Annotated in this window: 16 protein-coding genes; 12 read left to right on the top strand and 4 right to left on the bottom strand. The window is 49.8% G+C overall.

The annotated features are described in order from the left end of the window. The first annotated feature begins 415 nt into the window (after window positions 1-415). The 7 genes from ACFVYJ_RS00280 (at window position 416) to ACFVYJ_RS00310 (ending at window position 6,452) form a co-directional block, all read left to right on the top strand. Window positions 416-1,123, top strand: coding sequence for a cyclodeaminase/cyclohydrolase family protein (locus tag ACFVYJ_RS00280; protein WP_419414173.1), 708 nt, complete (start codon window positions 416-418; stop codon window positions 1,121-1,123). 761 nt (window positions 1,124-1,884) lie between these two features. After that, window positions 1,885-2,895: a hypothetical protein gene (locus tag ACFVYJ_RS00285; RefSeq protein ID WP_419414174.1), complete on the top strand. Its 1,011-nt coding sequence runs from the start codon at window positions 1,885-1,887 to the stop codon at window positions 2,893-2,895. A gap of 233 nt (window positions 2,896-3,128) precedes the next feature. Continuing rightward, a complete protein-coding gene (locus ACFVYJ_RS00290; protein ID WP_419414175.1) occupies window positions 3,129-3,536 on the top strand; it encodes a hypothetical protein in 408 nt (135 codons plus the stop codon). Continuing rightward, complete coding sequence (locus ACFVYJ_RS00295; RefSeq protein WP_419414176.1) at window positions 3,529-4,398, top strand: RNA polymerase sigma factor; 870 nt, start codon at window positions 3,529-3,531, stop codon at window positions 4,396-4,398. Before ACFVYJ_RS00290 ends, ACFVYJ_RS00295 begins: the two co-directional genes overlap by 8 nt. A gap of 113 nt (window positions 4,399-4,511) precedes the next feature. Then, window positions 4,512-5,123: a hypothetical protein gene (locus tag ACFVYJ_RS00300; RefSeq protein ID WP_419414177.1), complete on the top strand. Its 612-nt coding sequence runs from the start codon at window positions 4,512-4,514 to the stop codon at window positions 5,121-5,123. 329 nt (window positions 5,124-5,452) lie between these two features. After that, window positions 5,453-5,911 (top strand): YaiI/YqxD family protein, encoded by a 459-nt coding sequence (locus ACFVYJ_RS00305; protein ID WP_419414178.1) that lies wholly within the window; start codon window positions 5,453-5,455, stop codon window positions 5,909-5,911. 85 nt (window positions 5,912-5,996) lie between these two features. Then, window positions 5,997-6,452, top strand: a complete 456-nt coding sequence (locus tag ACFVYJ_RS00310) for an RDD family protein (RefSeq protein WP_419414179.1) — start codon at window positions 5,997-5,999, stop codon at window positions 6,450-6,452. 90 nt (window positions 6,453-6,542) lie between these two features. On the opposite strand, the gene ACFVYJ_RS00315 is transcribed toward ACFVYJ_RS00310, so the two are convergent. The 4 genes from ACFVYJ_RS00315 to ACFVYJ_RS00330 are packed head-to-tail and all read right to left on the bottom strand — an operon-like array spanning window position 6,543 to window position 10,236. Next, on the bottom strand, window positions 6,543-7,262 hold the full coding sequence (locus tag ACFVYJ_RS00315) for a phosphoadenylyl-sulfate reductase (protein ID WP_419414180.1): 720 nt from the start codon (window positions 7,260-7,262) through the stop codon (window positions 6,543-6,545). Window positions 7,263-7,278: 16 nt separating this feature from the next. Next, the gene (locus ACFVYJ_RS00320) at window positions 7,279-7,752 is read right to left on the bottom strand and encodes a DUF934 domain-containing protein (RefSeq protein WP_419414181.1); all 474 of its coding nucleotides are present in this window, start codon (window positions 7,750-7,752) and stop codon (window positions 7,279-7,281) included. Then, window positions 7,736-9,394 carry a nitrite/sulfite reductase gene (locus ACFVYJ_RS00325; protein WP_419414182.1) on the bottom strand — a complete coding sequence of 553 codons (1,659 nt, stop codon included), beginning with the start codon at window positions 9,392-9,394 and terminating at the stop codon, window positions 7,736-7,738. Before ACFVYJ_RS00325 ends, ACFVYJ_RS00320 begins: the two co-directional genes overlap by 17 nt. A gap of 56 nt (window positions 9,395-9,450) precedes the next feature. After that, the gene (locus ACFVYJ_RS00330) at window positions 9,451-10,236 is read right to left on the bottom strand and encodes a sulfite exporter TauE/SafE family protein (RefSeq protein ID WP_419414183.1); all 786 of its coding nucleotides are present in this window, start codon (window positions 10,234-10,236) and stop codon (window positions 9,451-9,453) included. Between the two features lie 291 nt (window positions 10,237-10,527). Here ACFVYJ_RS00330 and cysD point away from each other — a divergent pair, with 291 nt between their 5' ends. The 5 genes from cysD to rsxC all read left to right on the top strand — a co-directional run bounded on the left by cysD (window position 10,528) and on the right by rsxC (window position 17,293). Then, window positions 10,528-11,445, top strand: a complete 918-nt coding sequence (gene cysD, locus ACFVYJ_RS00335; RefSeq protein ID WP_419414184.1) for a sulfate adenylyltransferase subunit CysD — start codon at window positions 10,528-10,530, stop codon at window positions 11,443-11,445. 107 nt (window positions 11,446-11,552) lie between these two features. Next, window positions 11,553-13,268 carry a sulfate adenylyltransferase subunit CysN gene (cysN, locus tag ACFVYJ_RS00340; protein WP_419414185.1) on the top strand — a complete coding sequence of 572 codons (1,716 nt, stop codon included), beginning with the start codon at window positions 11,553-11,555 and terminating at the stop codon, window positions 13,266-13,268. 123 nt (window positions 13,269-13,391) lie between these two features. Then, complete coding sequence (gene rsxA / locus ACFVYJ_RS00345; RefSeq protein ID WP_419414186.1) at window positions 13,392-13,973, top strand: electron transport complex subunit RsxA; 582 nt, start codon at window positions 13,392-13,394, stop codon at window positions 13,971-13,973. Window positions 13,974-13,982: 9 nt separating this feature from the next. Beyond that, window positions 13,983-14,576, top strand: a complete 594-nt coding sequence (gene rsxB, locus ACFVYJ_RS00350; RefSeq protein WP_419414187.1) for an electron transport complex subunit RsxB — start codon at window positions 13,983-13,985, stop codon at window positions 14,574-14,576. Next, a complete protein-coding gene (gene rsxC, locus ACFVYJ_RS00355) occupies window positions 14,576-17,293 on the top strand; it encodes an electron transport complex subunit RsxC (protein ID WP_419414188.1) in 2,718 nt (905 codons plus the stop codon). Before rsxB ends, rsxC begins: the two co-directional genes overlap by 1 nt. The last annotated feature ends 10 nt before the right edge of the window (window positions 17,294-17,303 follow it).

Below are 17,303 nucleotides of genomic sequence, written 5' to 3' on the forward strand. Positions count from 1 at the left end.
CAAGGCCGTCAACGATCAGCCCAGCTGCGCTGGGCTCGGACCTTCGCCGCTACGCGGCTTCGGCCCGTTACGGCGGCGTTATGTCTTATAAATTTTCTGCAAAATTTTGGTTTCAGGCGTTAATAAGGCTGCCACTGCTCATTGCCGTGCTTTACTTCTTTTTCGACTTCCTAGGGGATGCAGATTCTGAGACCAGAATGAGTGTAGTTATTTTATTGGCTGCTGTAATTCTAATAGTTATCTATTTCATAATTGATTGCATACTCTACTTGTATAAAGAAACAAAACGTTTAAATAAGGAATAGGAACATGAAGGGAAAATCATACATAACAAGTAGCTGTAGCGGATCGTCGCTGCGCGCCTTCCACTAAGCTAGGCGTTAGGCAGAATCAGTATCAAACATAGGATGTAATTTTGGAGCAACAAGTAATAGAAGCTGTTCAGGGGCAAGAGATACTGGCAAGGCCGGCCAATCAACTGCTGAATGATTTTGGTGCAGGAAGAGCTTCGCCTGGTTCTGGTAGTGCTGCTGCACTTCTGGGGCTTCTGGCATCAAAAATGATAATTACAGTTTGCGACATAAGCCTTAGGAAAGATGAATGCTCTCAATCTCATCGAGAGTTTTCATTTATCTCAGAGAAAGTTACAAGTGAAATAGAGCCTCGACTTAAAAATCTTTTTGAAAAAGACGCCAAGGATTTTGAAAAGGTAGTAAGCCTCAGGGTATCGAGGGATAAGTCCACAGATACTAATGAAAAATCTAAGTATGCGAGAGAATCTCTAGATCTACTGCAGGTTGCAACTGATTACACATTCGAAGTTGCCGAGACCTCATTAAGCCTCATGGAATATGGTGTAACAATGTTTGAACATGGGTGGCACGCTATACGAGGGGATTCCGGAGTGGCCATTAGTGCTGCAATGTCTGGAGTAATGTCTTCCATCTTTATTATTAACCTAAATTTGAAAACCCTGAAACGAAGAAAGTATTCAAAAGACAATTTAGAGAGAGTTCAGAGATTACATTCGAGACTGGAAGAGTTACAAACAAAAGCATTTTCTTGTGTGACACACATTAGTGCCGAATCACTTGAGTCTATTCAGCTTGAGCTAGGTGAATAGCATGCCTAACAAGGGTAGGCAAAATCGCCCGCAAAAGACGCGGGCTGGACTCGCTAACGCTCGCCTTTGCTACCGGCGTTATGTGTCAACCTTGAAATGAAACCATGATCTACGAATCACACTACTGGAAAGAAGATTTACTGAAACTTGCAGATAGGCTCGAACTTAGACTTGTCCAAACAAGATGGGGCGATAAAAACTTCTACACAATTGAGAAAGAAATTTTCATAGGTTTTTATTCTGTAAGAAAGCTAATTGAATCCAATAAAATTTCAGACTCATTAAAAAACAAGAATTATAGGATCAAAGAATTTCCAAGCATTGGTAATCCTGAGTCAATAATGGCCGACTATAAACCCTCAAATTACAACTTCATTAATGCGCAAGAATCTGACATTACAATTTTTCAGCTATGTAACCAATTTATACATAGTCATCATTTCATTCCATTTCTACCTAATGGAAAAAATCTTATAGGTTTTTTATTTTGCTCTGACTACAAGAAAAACTCTTGTATATATTTAATAAGTTTATTCGATATAGTCGATATATTTAGGCTCATAGGAAATAATTACCCATATAAAATGTTAATTACAAAAAAACCAATGGGAAAACGGTTATAAAAATTGATTAAACACATAACAAAGAGGTCAAGTTCACTCCGGTACTTGTACCTCCGCGGGAACGCCTAAGCTGCGCTTTGTCGTCCCCTTACCTTAAGCGTTAGGCATCACGAGAGTTCGTGCCACCAAGGAGAAAAAATGAAATATGTATATTTAACTTTGAACTGGGTATTTGGGGTGCTTCTTGGTCTTAGTGGCCTCTTATTTCTAATTGAATCTCCCTTGGCAGGCTTTTGTCTTATTGCAATATCTTTACTTTTGTTGCCGCCAGTAAGGAATGCTGTATTTGCAAAAACCAATAAAGAATACCCACTGAAAGCAAGAGCAATTTCAATATTTATTCTCTTTACCGCGTTCGGAATATTTGTAGGCCAATCAGAGCAAAAGAAAGCTGCTGAGCTGGAGGCTCAGAAGGCCGAAGAGCAAGCGCAAAATATAGCTAAAGCCCGCCAAGATAATATTGATTACTTCAACAGTCATAAAGAGGAAATATTGGCTTCGGCTTTATTAGCATTATCTGAAAAGAGCTATCAAGTTGTTGTTAGTCAAACAAGCAAATATTTGCCAGCCAATGACGCTGATCTTAACGAAATACACGGGCAAGCAAAAGCGGCGCTTGACGAAATTAAAAAAGCAGAGAAAGAGGCAAGAGAGAAGGCGCAGCGAGAATCAAAAACAAAAGAACTTGTCGCCAAGCTAAAAACAGTACCCGGCTCAGAATTCGCAGAAAATAAAAATCTGTATCAACGGTTAGTTCAACTGAATCCCGACAATGCAACTTACCAGAAAAAACTAGATTACTACTCACAGAAATTAAGTGAAAAAATTAAAAAAGAGAAGAGAGAGCAAGAAAGACTCAAGAAAGAACGCGAGGCACGCGTTGCGAAATTTGGTGAGGCTCCTACACAAAGTGCATGGGATGGGTCTTATTATGCCGTAGAGCGTTATCTTAAAAGAATCGCAAATGATCCAGATAGTATAGACATAGACGGCTGCACAAAGGTGTATCACATCGAAAGCGGATGGCTCGTTGGCTGTGATTATAGAGGTAGAAACGGCTTTGGTGGAATGATCCGCCAATCAAATTGGTTTACGATCGTTCATGACCAAGTAATACAGATGCATGATGCATCGGCGTATAAGCAATAAATGCCTAACAATAACATGCAGTGGAACCACCTACGCGCCGCCTGTTTTGTGCATGGCCTCCGGCCATTATTGCACAAAACAGGCTCTGCTCCGGCGGTCCACTGATGTAGGCGTTAGACGGCCAGCCAATCACCTCAAGGGGCCGTTTTGTCACATCGAGCCCTCTCAGAAAGTCTAAGGATATGGAGCCCGAGATTTTCGAGTCCCAACCAGACATGAGAGGAAATAAGATTATGAAGAAGTTTGATGTGCAGGGCGTTGATTTGCATACCACCCAGAAAATAGCTTTTTCTTACATTGCAGACCCTATGCACTTACCGCAGTGGACGAATGCATTTGCATCAGTTACAGACGGAAGGGCTGTGATGCGAACGCCGAATGGCGAGATAGAGATTGATCTCCTCGTACGGTCATCAGAAGATCATGGGACTGTGGACTGGTTTATGACCTTTCCCGATGGCAGTGTTGCAACAGCGTTTTCCCGGGTCGTAGAGCTCGACACGGAGAATTGCGTTTACAGCTTCGTATTAACACCACCGCCAGTGCCACTTGAGCAACTTGAAGGCACACTGAAAGAGCAGTCTCGCATCCTTGCAGAAGAACTCCAAAACCTGAAGCGGATACTTGAACGTCATGGATGAGAACACAGATTCTGGTATTTCACACACCCTTGAGCATGAGGTTGCTCATGCCAGGTCTGGAGATCCTGTTGCGCTTGAGTCTGTGGTTCGCACAGTGCAGCAGGATATTTACAATTTGGCGCTCCGTTTTCTGTGGCATCCACAGGACGCGGAGGATGCCAGCCAGGAAATTCTCATTCGAGTTATTACCAGCTTAGACAGTTTCCGGGGCGAAAGCGGCTTCCGAACATGGGTCTATCGTGTTGCGTGCAATGCCTTGCTTACGCTGCGGAAAAAACGCATGGAGCAACAATCGCTGAGCTTCGAACAGTTCGCGGATGACTTGGCCCAAGGATTGTCTGATTCCCCATTGAGCGTTGAAGACGATGTCGAGCAAAATCTTTTGTTGGAGGAAGTGAAGATTGGTTGCACTCTGGCAATGCTGCAATGCCTCGATCGCAAACACCGCCTGGCCTATATCTTGGGTGAGATCATGGAGCTTGACCACATCCAGTCGGCCGAAGCGCTTGAAATAACGCCCGCCACCTTTCGAAAGCGGCTTTCCCGTGCGCGAGCGAATATCCTCTCGTTTATGACGACTCAATGTGGGCTAATCAATTCAGACAATGCTTGCCGATGCAGTCGTCGGGTCAGTACTGCCATCACGCTTGGGCGCGTGGATCCATCAAACCTGATATTCGCCACATCACAACAGCAGGTGAAACGCTTTCCCCAGATATTGATCGAGATAAGACAGCTTGAGGAATATCGTCGTGCAGCAGCGCTGTATCAATCTCACCCGGAGGTAAGTGCGCCGGACTCCTTCTCCCTTTGGCTACAAAAATTGCTGGATGAAATGCCGGACAGGAGCCCCATGAAATAAGCCTTTAACAAAGCCAATGCACTCGGACGGCAAAAAGCGTCACTCATTTCTCGCTCTGCTTTTTGCCGCCGGTGAGTTACGGCATTAGGTTACAAACATCACAGGGAAAATAGATGCTTCACAAATTCCACAAAATCTCCGCTCTTATAATTGGTTCATTTGTTCTTGTTCACCTTATTAACCATTTATGTATTTTAAGCGGCACTCAACAACATATCGATTTCATGGAGGCCTTTCGTGTAATTTATCGTAACCCTGTAGCTGAAATCGTCTTACTTATTTGCGTTTTATTTCAAGTATGCAGTGGCATTTATTTTGTATGGCGGCGCAGAGGGCAACGTTCAGGTTTTCTTGAAAAAGCCCAAGCTATATCAGGTTTATACTTAGCCTACTTTTTTCTAAATCATGTTGGTGCAGTTCTATTCGGTAGGTATATCGCAGAGTTAGATACTAATATTTACTATGGCATTGCTGGGTTTTATACAGCGCCGTTCCATCTATATTTTATTCCTTATTACTTTTTAGCTGTCGTCGCTATATTTATCCATATAGCATCTGCCTTTTATTGGTTAAGTCGAAATTCAATCACTGATCCAATGCGTACAAAACTAACCTATTCAATTATCATTATTGGCGTATTAATATCTGCAACTTTAATGCTCGGTTTTAATGGGGTATTCAACGAGATTATCATTCCTCCTGAATATCTGGAGCTTTATGAATAATAAACCTAACAATTTGCTGCATCGGAAAACCAACTCGCTCGCGCTCGTCGTTTTCCGCTGAGCAAGGCGTTGCTAACCTCTCTGTAGCGATCGTTAATCGATCATTAGGGCTGTTCATCCATCCCGAAAATTGATTTTAATGGTCCTGTACTCTTCTACTTGGAAGAGGGTCATCCTATGCAGGGTGCCAGCCACTTAATTTGGTTATCCGCACATACGTGCCTGATGTATGTCAGAAGGAACGATGTTCGCTGCGGCTCTAAGCGTTGCTCCGAAAAATCTGTATCATTGTGGTTGCTCTGGTTTTTACATATTAAAGGTGCCGAATTTTGCAAATCTGGGTAGACGCTGACGCTTGTCCTGTGGTGATTAAAGAGATCCTGTTCCGGGCGGCGGAGCGCACTGAAACTACGCTGACGCTGGTGGCTAATCAATATATCAAAACACCGCCTTCTAAATTTATCGCTTCCGTGCGGGTGATGCCGGGTTTTGATGTGGCGGATAATGAAATTGTGCAGCGGGTTGGGCAGGATGATCTGGTGATTACCAGTGATATTCCGCTGGCGGATGAGGTGCTGACCAAGGGGGCACAGGCATTAAGCCCCCGTGGGGAGATGTATACCCGAGAGAACATCAAAGCTCGGTTGAATATCCGCGATTTTATGGACACGCTGCGCAGCAGTGGTGTGCAGACCGGTGGCCCACCGGCATTGAGTCAGAGCGACCGCAAGGCGTTTGCCGGTTATCTGGATAAGTGGTTGGCTAAAAAACAACGACATATAACGTAATTGGTTAAAGCGCGATTTAAAAAGGATTTTTGACCCGGTGGAGGCCTATCGTCTCTATTGGGACTTTTGCACACAGGAGGCATACATGAACGGTCTGGAATATGCGGGTTTTTGGATCAGGGTTGGCGCATCTTTGATTGATACTTTGCTGATGTTGATCATTATTTTACCTTTGGTCAGTTTTATATATGGAGAGGCGTACTGGACCAGTGGTCAGATGTTGCTCGGTTTTTGGGATGCTTTGTTAAATTATATATTGCCGGCGGTGGTGGTTATTTTATTCTGGGTTTACAAGGCTGCAACGCCAGGAAAAATGGCACTGCGGTTGAAGATTGTTGATGCTCAAACTGGGCAGGCAGCATCGAAAGGTCAGTTGATCGGGCGTTATTTTGGGTATTTCGTTGCTATTTTGCCTCTGTTTCTGGGCATTATCTGGGTGGGTATTGACCGAAAGAAACAGGGGTGGCACGACAAGCTTTCAGGTACTGTGGTGGTTAAAAATACCGAGAAAGCGCGTGTCGTCTTTCAGACTGAAGCCTGAGGGTAGGGCGTTCAGGGGGTTTATTATTGAGTAGGCGGGTGTAAACGTGAATATAACGCCGGAAAAGCTTCCGGCGTTTTTGTAAGGTGTTTACTTGATATTCAGCGGTGTGGCCGGATGCAGGCCGCACTCTTTGCTTTCCGGATTCTCCCACCACCACCGGCCAGAACGAACATCTTCGCCCAGGGTGACAGAGCGGGTGCAGGGTGCGCAGCCAATGCTGGGGTAATGCTGATCATGCAGGGCATTGTAGGGCACGTTTTCCGCTTTGATATACGCCCAGACCTCTTTTTCTGACCAGTCAGCCAGTGGGTTGAGCTTGTGCATGTTATTGCCTTCATCCCACTCTTCGAACTGGATCTCGTCACGGGTGACGGACTGTTCGCGACGCAGGCCGGTGATCCAGGCTTGCTGGCCGGACAGGGCGCGCTTCAGAGGTTTGATCTTGCGGACAAAACAGCAGCCCTTGCGCAGCTCCTGAGATTCGTAGAAGGCGTTGATGCCGTTTTCGGCGACATAGGCTTCTACATCTGCGGCTTCAGGGTAATACACCTTCACTGTCAGGTTAGGGTAGGTGTCGCGCATGTTGGCCAGCAGGTTGAGGGTTTCTTCCGGTAACCGGCCGGTATCCAGCACAAAGTTTGCAATCTGCGGGCTGTATTTGCTGATCAGGTCGGCAATTACAACGTCTTCCGCGCCCAGGCTGTTGGCAAAAACCAGTTCGCCGTTATAGGTTTTAACCGCCTTCTGCAGCAGTGCGCTGATGGCTTCGACTTTGGCTTGTAGTTCGGGTGTCAGGTTGTCGCTCATCGTCCTGTCTCCACAATTACTGCAGGTAAACCGGTTTAGTTTCGTCAGCGGCACCCTGATAGCGAACGCTTACTTCAGCAAACGCGTTGATGGCGTCAGCAGAAAACTTGTCGTCATTCAGGTCCAGGGCATCAAAACCGCAACGTGCCAGGTGGTCGAGCTGGTCGCGACCAATATCACCGGTGGCACGAAGCTGGCCACGGTAACCCTGGCGTTTAAGCAGGCGAGCGATACTGAAACCACGGCCATCGCGAAACGCCGGGAAATCGATGGCGATCATCGGGAAACGATCAATATCAGACAAAATGCTGTTCAGGTCGTCATCGCCATTCAGTTGTAGCGCTACGCCGGTATCGCGGGCATCAAACTGCTCGCGCTGTTCCACGTAGAGTGCCAGCGGCACAATCACATCACCTGTTTGGTCTGCAGTGTCTGCGTCAATCAGGGTCCAGTTGTCAGTGACAACTTCTTTATTAAGCAGCAGCGGCATAGACATACTCCTTGAATGGTTCGATGCCGATCCGGTGGAAGGTGTCGATAAAACGTTCACCTTCAATGCGTTGATCAACATATACATGCAGAATTTTTTCCAGCGTATCGGCAACGTCTTCAGCCGGAACTGATTTGCCGATGACTTTGCCCAGCGCCGCGTCGGAACCGTCGTCGCCACCCAGGGTGATCTGGTACCAGTCTTCGCCTTTTTTATCGACACCCAGAATGCCGATATGGCCAACGTGGTGGTGCGAGCAGGCGTTGATGCAGCCGGACATGTTGAGTTTGATTTCGCCCAGATCATGCACGTAGTCCATATTTTCGAACTTCATGTTGATCTGATCGGCAATGCCCAGCGTTTTGGCGTTTGCCAGCGCGCAGAAGTCACCACCCGGGCAGACGGTCATGTCGGTTAGGGTGCCAATGTTAGGACGTGCCAGGCCGTTGGCTGCCAGAGTCTGCCATACCGCGTACAGTTCTGATGTTTTGACGTCAGCCAAAACCAGATTCTGGTTATGGGTAGCGCGGACTTCACCAAAACTGTACCGGTCGGCCATTTCTGCCACCAGATCCAGCTGCTCAGCGGTGATGTCGCCAGCGGGTTTCAGGTATGGCTTCAGGCTGATATAGGCAATCCGGTAACCGGCTACCTTGTGTTCAACGGTATTGTGCTGATACCAGACACGGAAATCGCTGTCGTCAGCCAGCTGCTGTTCCAGGCCAGTATCGGCGGCGGCAGTGGCGTCGTAATCAAACGGGGTAAAGAAGGCTTTGACCCGGTCAATTTCGGATTGTGGCAGTTTCAAGTCGCTGTCGCGAATCTGTTCCCACTCGGCATCTACCAGTTCGCGGAAGGTATCAATACCCATGGCTTGAACCAGTATTTTAATACGGGCCTTGTATTTGTTGTCGCGGCGACCATTCAGGTTATAGACGCGGATAATCGCTTCCAGATAGGACAGTAGATCCTGTTTCTGCAGGAATGGACGAATCTGTTTGCCGATTACCGGGGTACGGCCGAGGCCGCCACCCACCAGGACTTCAAAGCCCACTGCGCCAGCGTCATTGCGCACCATATGCAGGCCGATATCGTGGACCTGGGTGGCGGCGCGGTCGGTCGGGCCAGCAGAGACGGCAATCTTGAATTTACGCGGCAGATACGCGAATTCCGGATGCAGCGATGACCACTGACGGATAATTTCGCAGTAAGGCCGTGGATCTTCGATTTCATCGGCAATCACGCCAGCAAACTGGTCCGTGGTGGTATTACGGATACAGTTGCCCGACGTCTGGATAGCGTGCATCTGCACTGATGCCAGCTCGGCCAGGATATCTGGCACCTGTTCCAGTTCCGGCCAGTTAAACTGGATATTGGTCCGGGTGGTAAAGTGGCCATAGCCGCGGTCATAGGTGCGGGCAATGTGCGCCAGTTTACGCAGCTGTTTTGAGTTGTACATGCCGTAAGGCCCGGCTACACGCAGCATCGGAGCATGGCGCTGGATATACAGGCCATTCATCAGACGCAGGGCCAAAAATTCGTCTTCTGGCAGTTCACCTGCCAGGAAACGTCGGGTCTGGTCTCGGAATTGTTCAACACGCTGGTCTACCAGTGATTGATCAACTTCGTTGTACTGATACATAGTTTAGATACCTTCCGCGGAGCTCATTGCGGCTTCGCACCTTACATTGTTTAGGATTAGCCTGCGAGAACGAAGCGCAGGCCGATGGCTAACAAAATAGATCCCATGATTGGCTGCATCACCCGTGGCGATAAGCGTGTGCCCAGATGGCTGCCAAAGAATACGCCTGGCAGCGAACCAATCAGCAGGAACAGCAGCAGGTTCAGATCGACGCCGCCCATATGGTAGTGGCCGGCGCCGGCGACACCGGTGAGCACAACGGCGTGCACCAGGTCAGTGCCCACGATGGCAGGCATGCTCATGCGCGGGTATAGCAAAATCAGCAGGGCGGTGCCTAACGCACCTGCACCTACAGAGGAGAGTGTTACCATTGCACCCAGTGCCAGCCCCATAATTGCAGTGATGTAGGGGCGGCAGATGCGTACTTTGCGGGCCAGTGCCGTGCCTTGCCAGTTCATCGCCATGTTGCGAATACGCGAACGCAGGAAGACTGCCACAGAGGTCAGTACCAGCGATATACCCAACGTCAGGTTCATCAGGTGCTCGATCTGTTCGAGACCGCCCAGACCGTTGAGGTAGCGGAGCGTGATCAGTGAACCGGGTAGGCTGCCTGCCAGTAATAATAGTACCAGCTTCCATTCCACCAATTTTTTCCGGGCATAGGAAAAAGTACCGCCACACTTGGTGATGGCGGCATACAGCAGGTCGGTACTGACGGCAGTGATGGGCGGAATGCCAAACACGACAATCAGGATTGGCGTCATTAATGCGCCGCCGCCGATGCCGGTCAGGCCAACAATAAAGCCAACGACCAGACCAGCAAAACTGTATGCAAATTCCATAGGGATCTGTCCGAAAATAAGTGCCGCTATAATAGCGGTGTTTGTATATAACTCAAAATACTAGTTGGAAATTTTATTATAACTTTTTTGTCGAATAAACATGGTCTGTTTATAGTGGCGCAGTATAATGACTTTTTATTCCATTTAGTAATTAAAAAGTGAATATATATTCTTTTGTGTTTTATCCTGCTAGCTGCCATAATGCGCCGCAAAATCGGGTAGTTCTATCCTGCGCGTGGTTAATGGTGCAGAATGCTGCCGGCAACAATTTAGCAATAGAGTGTTATCCAGATGAGTGATTTACCTGAACATCGCCTCACGCACCTGAAACAGCTGGAAGCTGAGAGTATTCATATTATCCGCGAAGTGGCGGCTGAGTTTGATAACCCGGTGATGCTGTATTCCATCGGTAAAGATTCCGCAGTCATGCTGCACCTTGCGCGTAAAGCATTTGCGCCAGGGACACCGCCGTTTCCGCTGATGCATGTGGACACCACCTGGAAGTTTAAAGAGATGATTGCCTTCCGCGACAAGATGGCTGAAGCAGCCGGCATGGAGCTGATTGTGCACATCAATCAGGAAGGTGTTGATATGGGTATCAGCCCGTTTGTGCATGGTTCTGCCAAGCATACCGATATCATGAAGACTCAGTCGCTGAAGCAGGCATTGGACAAGTACAAGTTTGATGCTGCTTTTGGTGGCGCGCGCCGAGATGAAGAAAAATCACGCGCCAAGGAGCGGGTGTTCTCCTTCCGTGATAAAAACCATCGCTGGGACCCAAAAAACCAGCGCCCGGAACTGTGGAATGTGTTTAATACTCGGGTTGATCCGGGCGAAAGTATTCGGGTTTTCCCGCTGTCTAACTGGACCGAGCTGGATATCTGGCAGTACATCTACCTGGAATCCATCCCAATTGTGCCGCTGTATTACTCTGCCGTGCGCCCGGTCGTTGAGCGTGATGGCGTGCTGATCATGGTTGATGATGAGCGGATGCCAATGCAAGAAGGTGAAAAACCGGCGATGAAGCATGTGCGCTTCCGTACATTGGGTTGTTACCCGCTGACCGGTGCAGTGGAATCCGAGGCAGCGACCCTGCCAGAAATTATTCAGGAAATGTTGCTGACGACTACCTCCGAGCGCCAGGGTCGTGTCATCGATCATGACAGCGCCGGTTCGATGGAAAAGAAAAAGATGGAAGGTTACTTCTAGATTTTCATTTTTCTAAAGAAATGGGTTAGTTGGCGGCCGTTTAGCCGAAATTAAAGAATTTTGCTGCTGTTTTACTGCAGCGGCATAGCGCAAAGAGCACGTGAATTATGAGTCACCAGAGTGATCTGATTGCCACAGATATTGAAGCTTATCTGAAACAGCACGAGAACAAAGAGCTGCTGCGGTTCTTGACCTGCGGGAGTGTGGACGATGGAAAATCCACCCTGATTGGTCGTCTGCTGCACGACTCCAAGATGATCTATGAAGATCAGCTGGCCGCCCTGCAGCGGGATAATGAACGAGTCGGTAATGCTGGTGAAGAGCTGGATCTGGCATTGTTGGTGGATGGCCTGCAGGCAGAGCGCGAGCAGGGTATTACCATTGATGTGGCCTACCGTTACTTCTCTACGTCTAAGCGCAAATTTATCATTGCTGACACCCCGGGGCATGAACAGTACACCCGTAATATGGCAACCGGTGCTTCAACCTGTGATCTGGCGATCATCCTGATTGATGCCCGTCACGGTGTTCAGGTACAAACCAAGCGGCACAGTTTTATTGTCTCACTGCTGGGTATCAAACACACCGTGGTTGCCATCAATAAGATGGACCTGGTGGATTTCAGTGAAGAACGTTATGAGCAGATTAAGGCTGACTATCTGGCGTTTTCCGAGCAGCTCGATCTGCCGGACATCCAGTTCGTCCCTCTGTCTGCCCTGAAAGGCGATAACGTGGTGACTTTGTCCGAGCATACGTCTTGGTACAAAGGCCAGACGTTAATGGACATGCTGGAACATGTCGAAATTGCCAACGACCATAACTTTGACGATCTGCGCTTCCCGGTACAGTACGTTAACCGTCCGAACCTGGATTTCCGTGGTTACTGCGGCACGCTGACCTCCGGTATCGTGCGTCCCGGCGACGACGTGACTGTATTGCCATCCGGCAAGTCGAGCAAAGTGAAGTCGGTGGTTACCTTTGATGGTGAGATTGCGGAAGCTTTCCCGCCGATGGCTGTGACACTGACCTTGGAAGATGAAATCGATATCTCCCGTGGCGATGTCCTGGTGCATAGCAATTCCGTACCAGAAACCACAAAACGCTTTGATGCCATGATCGTATGGATGACTGAAGAGCCGTTCCAGAAAGGCCGTCAGTACGAAGTGAAATTGGCTACCACCCGGGTTGCCGGTGGTATCAGTAATATTCGTCATCGGGTCGATGTGAATACGCTGGAGCAGTCTCCGGCGGACAGTCTTGCGCTGAATGAAATCGGCCGCTGTGAAATTACTTTGGAACGTGCTGTAGTGGCGGATGACTATCGCCATCACCACGGCACTGGCTCGCTGATTATTGTGGATCGCCTGACTAACGCGACTGTGGCGGCGGGCATGATCATCGAAAATGACCCGAGTGACGCGCTGGATGCCGAAATGAGCATTGTCAGCGATAGCCGTATTACGGCCGCTGAGCGGAGTATTCGTCTGGGTCAGTCGTCTGCCAGCATTACGGTTTCCGGTGGCGATGCACAACAGCGTCGTACGCTGCTGTTCAGCTTGGAAGCTGCGTTGTTTGATCAGGGGCGTGCAACGGTTGCTTATGATCTGGCGCAGACTGCTCAATTTGCTGGCCAGTTACCGGCGCTGACCGCTTTGCTGAATCAGGCGGGCCTGCTGACGCTGCTGGAAACTGAGCAGCCGGTACCGGGTCTGGTCAATATCTCTCTGGAAGCTGCCGCTGACCTGCAGTTGCACTCTGAACAGTCTGCAGCCGAGCAGGTTAAAGCCGCATTGGCGCTGCTGAAACAGAAGTCACTGCTGTAAGCCGGACTTGGGTTTGAGGCAGATCAACTGACTGCCATACCGGAACGGCCTGCGACTTGGTAGACTTTAGGGATTGCTAATATGGTGCCGGGCATGCCGCCCGGCTCTGGAAACGCGTAGAGTATGACGGAATATCTTCTGATCATTATCAGCACTGTGCTGGTAAACAACTTCGTACTGGTTCAGTTTCTTGGACTATGCCCCTTTATGGGCGTATCCAATAAACTGGAAACCGCTATGGGGATGTCTGCCGCCACCACGTTTGTGCTGACGCTGTCTTCTGTATGCAGTTACCTGGCCTATACCTACCTGCTGCAGCCGCTGGCTCTGGAGTACCTGAAAACCATCACCTTTATCCTGGTGATTGCGGTGGTGGTGCAGTTCACCGAGATGGTGGTGCGTAAAACCAGCCCGTTGCTGTATCGAGTGCTGGGTATCTTTCTACCTTTGATTACCACCAACTGTGCCGTGTTGGGTGTTGCCCTGCTGAATATCAAAAAGATGAATGGCTTCATTGAGTCCATCTTTTATGGTTTTGGTGCCGCAGTCGGCTTTTCTCTGGCGCTGGTGCTGTTCTCCTCTATCCGTGAACGTATCGCTGTAGCTGACGTGCCGGTACCTTTCCGGGGTGCTGCCATCGGTATGGTGACTGCTGGTTTGATGTCACTGGCCTTTATGGGCTTTACCGGTCTGGTTCAGTTCTAGGGGGCACGGGTGGATATAATTCTTATTGCGGTTCTCGCACTGGCTGGTTTAGCGGTTTGCTTTGGCTTACTGCTGGGTTTTGCTGCGGTAAAGTTCAAGGTTGAAGGCAACCCGCTGGTGGAACAGATCGACGGACTGTTGCCGCAAACTCAGTGCGGTCAGTGTGGTTATCCGGGCTGCCGCCCCTACGCTGAAGCTATTGCCAGTGGTGATGCCATTAATAAATGTCCGCCTGGTGGTCAGGGGACAGTTGAGGCATTGGCGGATCTGCTGGATGTGGAAGTGGTACCTCTGGAAGCCGGTGCTGAGGCTGAACCGGAAAAAATGGTCGCGTATATCCGGGAAGATGAATGTATCGGTTGTACCAAGTGCATTCAGGCTTGCCCGGTGGATGCGATTTTGGGTGCGGCGAAACAGATGCATACCGTTATTGAGGCGGAGTGCACGGGCTGTGATCTCTGTGTTGAGCCCTGTCCTGTGGATTGTATTGATATGCTGCCGGTCGCCAGTGGTTTAAGTGACTGGAAATGGGAATTACCCGCACCCGGAGTGCAATTGATTGTCACCGACCGGCAGGGTGATCTGCAGGGAGGTACGGCCTGATGCGTACCCATTTCGCCTTCCATGGTGGCGTTCATCCACCGGAAAATAAAAAACAGTCAACCGGCCTGACGGTCCAAATTGCGCCGGTGCCAGAGTTTTTGATCATCCCATTATCGCAGCATATTGGTGCCCCGGCTGAACCGGTGGTCAGTGTTGGTGAACGGGTTCTGAAAGGTCAAATGATCGCGGAGGCCATGGGCCGGATCAGTGTTAACGTGCATGCCTCCAGTTCGGGTGTAGTGGAAGCCATAGAACCACGACCGATCCCACACACTTCCGGTATGGAAGCGCCCTGTATTGTTATTCGCACCGATGGTCTGGATGAGTGGGTTGATCATCAGGGGCTGGAGGATTATCGCAAGGTCGGCAAGGCTGCTCTGCTTGAGTACATCCGCGATCAGGGCATTGCGGGCATGGGTGGCGCAGGTTTTCCCACCGATGTGAAATTGCATCTGGGTGATGATCATATCGTCAACACCCTGATCCTGAATGCCATGGAGTGTGAACCATATATTACGGCAGATGACATGCTGCTCCGGGAACGGGCAGCGGAAATTGTCAGCGGTATAGAGGTTATGGCGCACCTGTTGAAGCCTCACCGGATCATCATCGGTACCGAGGACAACAAACCTCAGGCGCTGCGGGCGATCGAAAAGGCAGTACGTGACAGCAAGCTGGATATCGCTATTTATTCAGTGCCTACCGTGTACCCCTCCGGTGGTGAAAAACAGCTGATTAAATTAATGACCGGGATCGAAGTACCTAGCGGTAAGATTCCCGCAGATATTGGTATTGTTTGCCAGAACGTCGGTACAGCGAAAGCGATTCATGATGCTGTTCATCATGGTATCCCGCTGATTTCACGCGTGGTTACCCTGACCGGCGAGGCTCTGGGACACCCACACAATCTGGAAGCCCGGATCGGGACCCCGTTTGCAACCCTGCTGGGTGCCGCAGAACTGAAACAAGATCAATTATATCGGTTGGTGATGGGGGGGCCGATGATGGGCTTTACCGTGCCACATGATCAGATCCCGGTGATCAAAACAACCAACTGTATACTGGCTGCCAGTTACGATGAGATGCCGCCAGCACCTCCGGCCAACCCCTGTATTCGCTGTGGTATGTGTGAACAGGTGTGTCCGGCGGAGCTGTTGCCGCAGCAACTGCACTGGTTTGCCAAGGGTAAAGAGTTCGAAAAAGCCAAGAACCATAACCTGTTTGACTGTATTGAGTGCGGTGCCTGCTCATATGTCTGCCCAAGCAATATTCCTCTGGTGCAGTACTACCGTTTTGCCAAGGCTGAAATCCGCGCTGAGGAAGCCGAGCATCGCAAGGCTGATCATGCCCGACTGCGGTTTGAAGCACGCCAGGAACGTCTGGAACGGGAAAAGGCAGAGAAAGAGGCACGTCGCAAACAGCGGGCAGAAGAAGCTGCCAAAATGCAGGCCGTTAAGCAGGATAAGCTGGAGCGTCAGGCCGAAAGTGCCTCACCAGATACTGCTGCAGCGATTGATATCAAAACGCTCAAAACTGCGGCAGCCGTGGCGCGTACCAAGCTGAAAAAAGCCCAGCAAGCGCTGAAAAATGCGCAAGACAAGGGTCTCGAAGGGGTTGATGCGCTGCGCAGCACCGTGTCTGAGTTAGAGCAGAAATCTGCGGCTGCACAAGCGGCCCTGGATGCAGTCGAACAGGGTGTCGCGGCAACACCAGTGCTGGACAGTAAGCAACTCAAGACAGCTGCCGCAGTGGCCAGAACCAAGCTGAAGCAGGCAGAAAAAGCACTGCTGACGGCGCAGGAAAACGGTGATGCCGATCTGACTGAATTACAGACGCGGGTTGCCGAACTGACGGAGAAAGTTACTCAGACACAGGCGGCTTATGATGCGGCTGAGTCTGGTGCGGCAGCGCCGTCGATTGACCTTGACGCATTACAACAGGCGATGAACAGCGCGGCTGATAAAGTTGCTAAAGCCCGCCAGGCGTTGGCTGATGCAGAAGCCAATAGCAGCCCGGCGGTGGAAAAAATGCGCGCAGGCGTTGACAAGCTGGAGCAGAAATTCCAGACGGCCAAGGCTGAATATGATCAGGCTGCTGTGGCTACATCGGCCAATGGTGCTGATTTGGCCGCCTTGAAATCCGATATGGAGCAGGCTGCGGCTAAGGTGACCAAAGCTGAAACTGCCCTGCAAACAGCACGTGCAGCAGATAGCCCGGCAGTGGCCAAGATGGAAGCGGGTGTTGATAAGCTAAAAGGCAAATATGCGGAAGCGCGTCAGGTATGGCTGGCAGCAGGTGGGGTAGAAGAGGTTCAATCAGAGCCAGACCCCAAGGCGCTGAAACAGCAGGTGTCCATCATGCGCACCAAGCTGAAAAAAGCTCAGGCTGCAGTTGATGCTGCCGAAGCCGGGGAGGGTGATCTTGACCTGGCCAGTACCGAACTGGAGCGACTGACTGCCCTGCACGCCGAGGCCAAGTCGGCTTGGGAAGCTTATGAATCTGTTCAAAACGAGAAAGCGGCGGCGCAGGGAATCGATCTGAAGCAACTAAAAATAGACGCGGCTATGGCCCGTGCGGCTGTGACTAAAGCAGAGCGTGCACTGGATAAGGCGCGTGAAACCTCCACCGAAGATCTGGATAATATTGAGCAGGAGCTAGTGGCGGCACGCCAGAAAGCTGACCAGCTTAGCCAGACTCTGAGCCGCTTCACAGACTAAGGGAAGTTGA

The sequence above is a fragment of the Pontibacter sp. JAM-7 genome (assembly GCF_048548695.2).
Lineage (GTDB): Bacteria > Pseudomonadota > Gammaproteobacteria > Pseudomonadales > Balneatricaceae > Neptuniibacter.

Coding starts and splice junctions, on each gene's coding strand:
- cysD (WP_419414184.1), top strand. CDS start 10,528: ATGAGTGATTTACCTGAACATCGCCTCACGCACCTGAAACAGCTGGAA.
- ACFVYJ_RS00330 (WP_419414183.1), bottom strand. CDS start 10,236: ATGGAATTTGCATACAGTTTTGCTGGTCTGGTCGTTGGCTTTATTGTT.
- ACFVYJ_RS00285 (WP_419414174.1), top strand. CDS start 1,885: ATGAAATATGTATATTTAACTTTGAACTGGGTATTTGGGGTGCTTCTT.
- cysN (WP_419414185.1), top strand. CDS start 11,553: ATGAGTCACCAGAGTGATCTGATTGCCACAGATATTGAAGCTTATCTG.
- ACFVYJ_RS00325 (WP_419414182.1), bottom strand. CDS start 9,394: ATGTATCAGTACAACGAAGTTGATCAATCACTGGTAGACCAGCGTGTT.
- ACFVYJ_RS00320 (WP_419414181.1), bottom strand. CDS start 7,752: ATGCCGCTGCTGCTTAATAAAGAAGTTGTCACTGACAACTGGACCCTG.
- rsxA (WP_419414186.1), top strand. CDS start 13,392: ATGACGGAATATCTTCTGATCATTATCAGCACTGTGCTGGTAAACAAC.
- ACFVYJ_RS00290 (WP_419414175.1), top strand. CDS start 3,129: ATGAAGAAGTTTGATGTGCAGGGCGTTGATTTGCATACCACCCAGAAA.
- ACFVYJ_RS00315 (WP_419414180.1), bottom strand. CDS start 7,262: ATGAGCGACAACCTGACACCCGAACTACAAGCCAAAGTCGAAGCCATC.
- ACFVYJ_RS00310 (WP_419414179.1), top strand. CDS start 5,997: ATGAACGGTCTGGAATATGCGGGTTTTTGGATCAGGGTTGGCGCATCT.
- rsxC (WP_419414188.1), top strand. CDS start 14,576: ATGCGTACCCATTTCGCCTTCCATGGTGGCGTTCATCCACCGGAAAAT.
- ACFVYJ_RS00300 (WP_419414177.1), top strand. CDS start 4,512: ATGCTTCACAAATTCCACAAAATCTCCGCTCTTATAATTGGTTCATTT.
- ACFVYJ_RS00295 (WP_419414176.1), top strand. CDS start 3,529: ATGGATGAGAACACAGATTCTGGTATTTCACACACCCTTGAGCATGAG.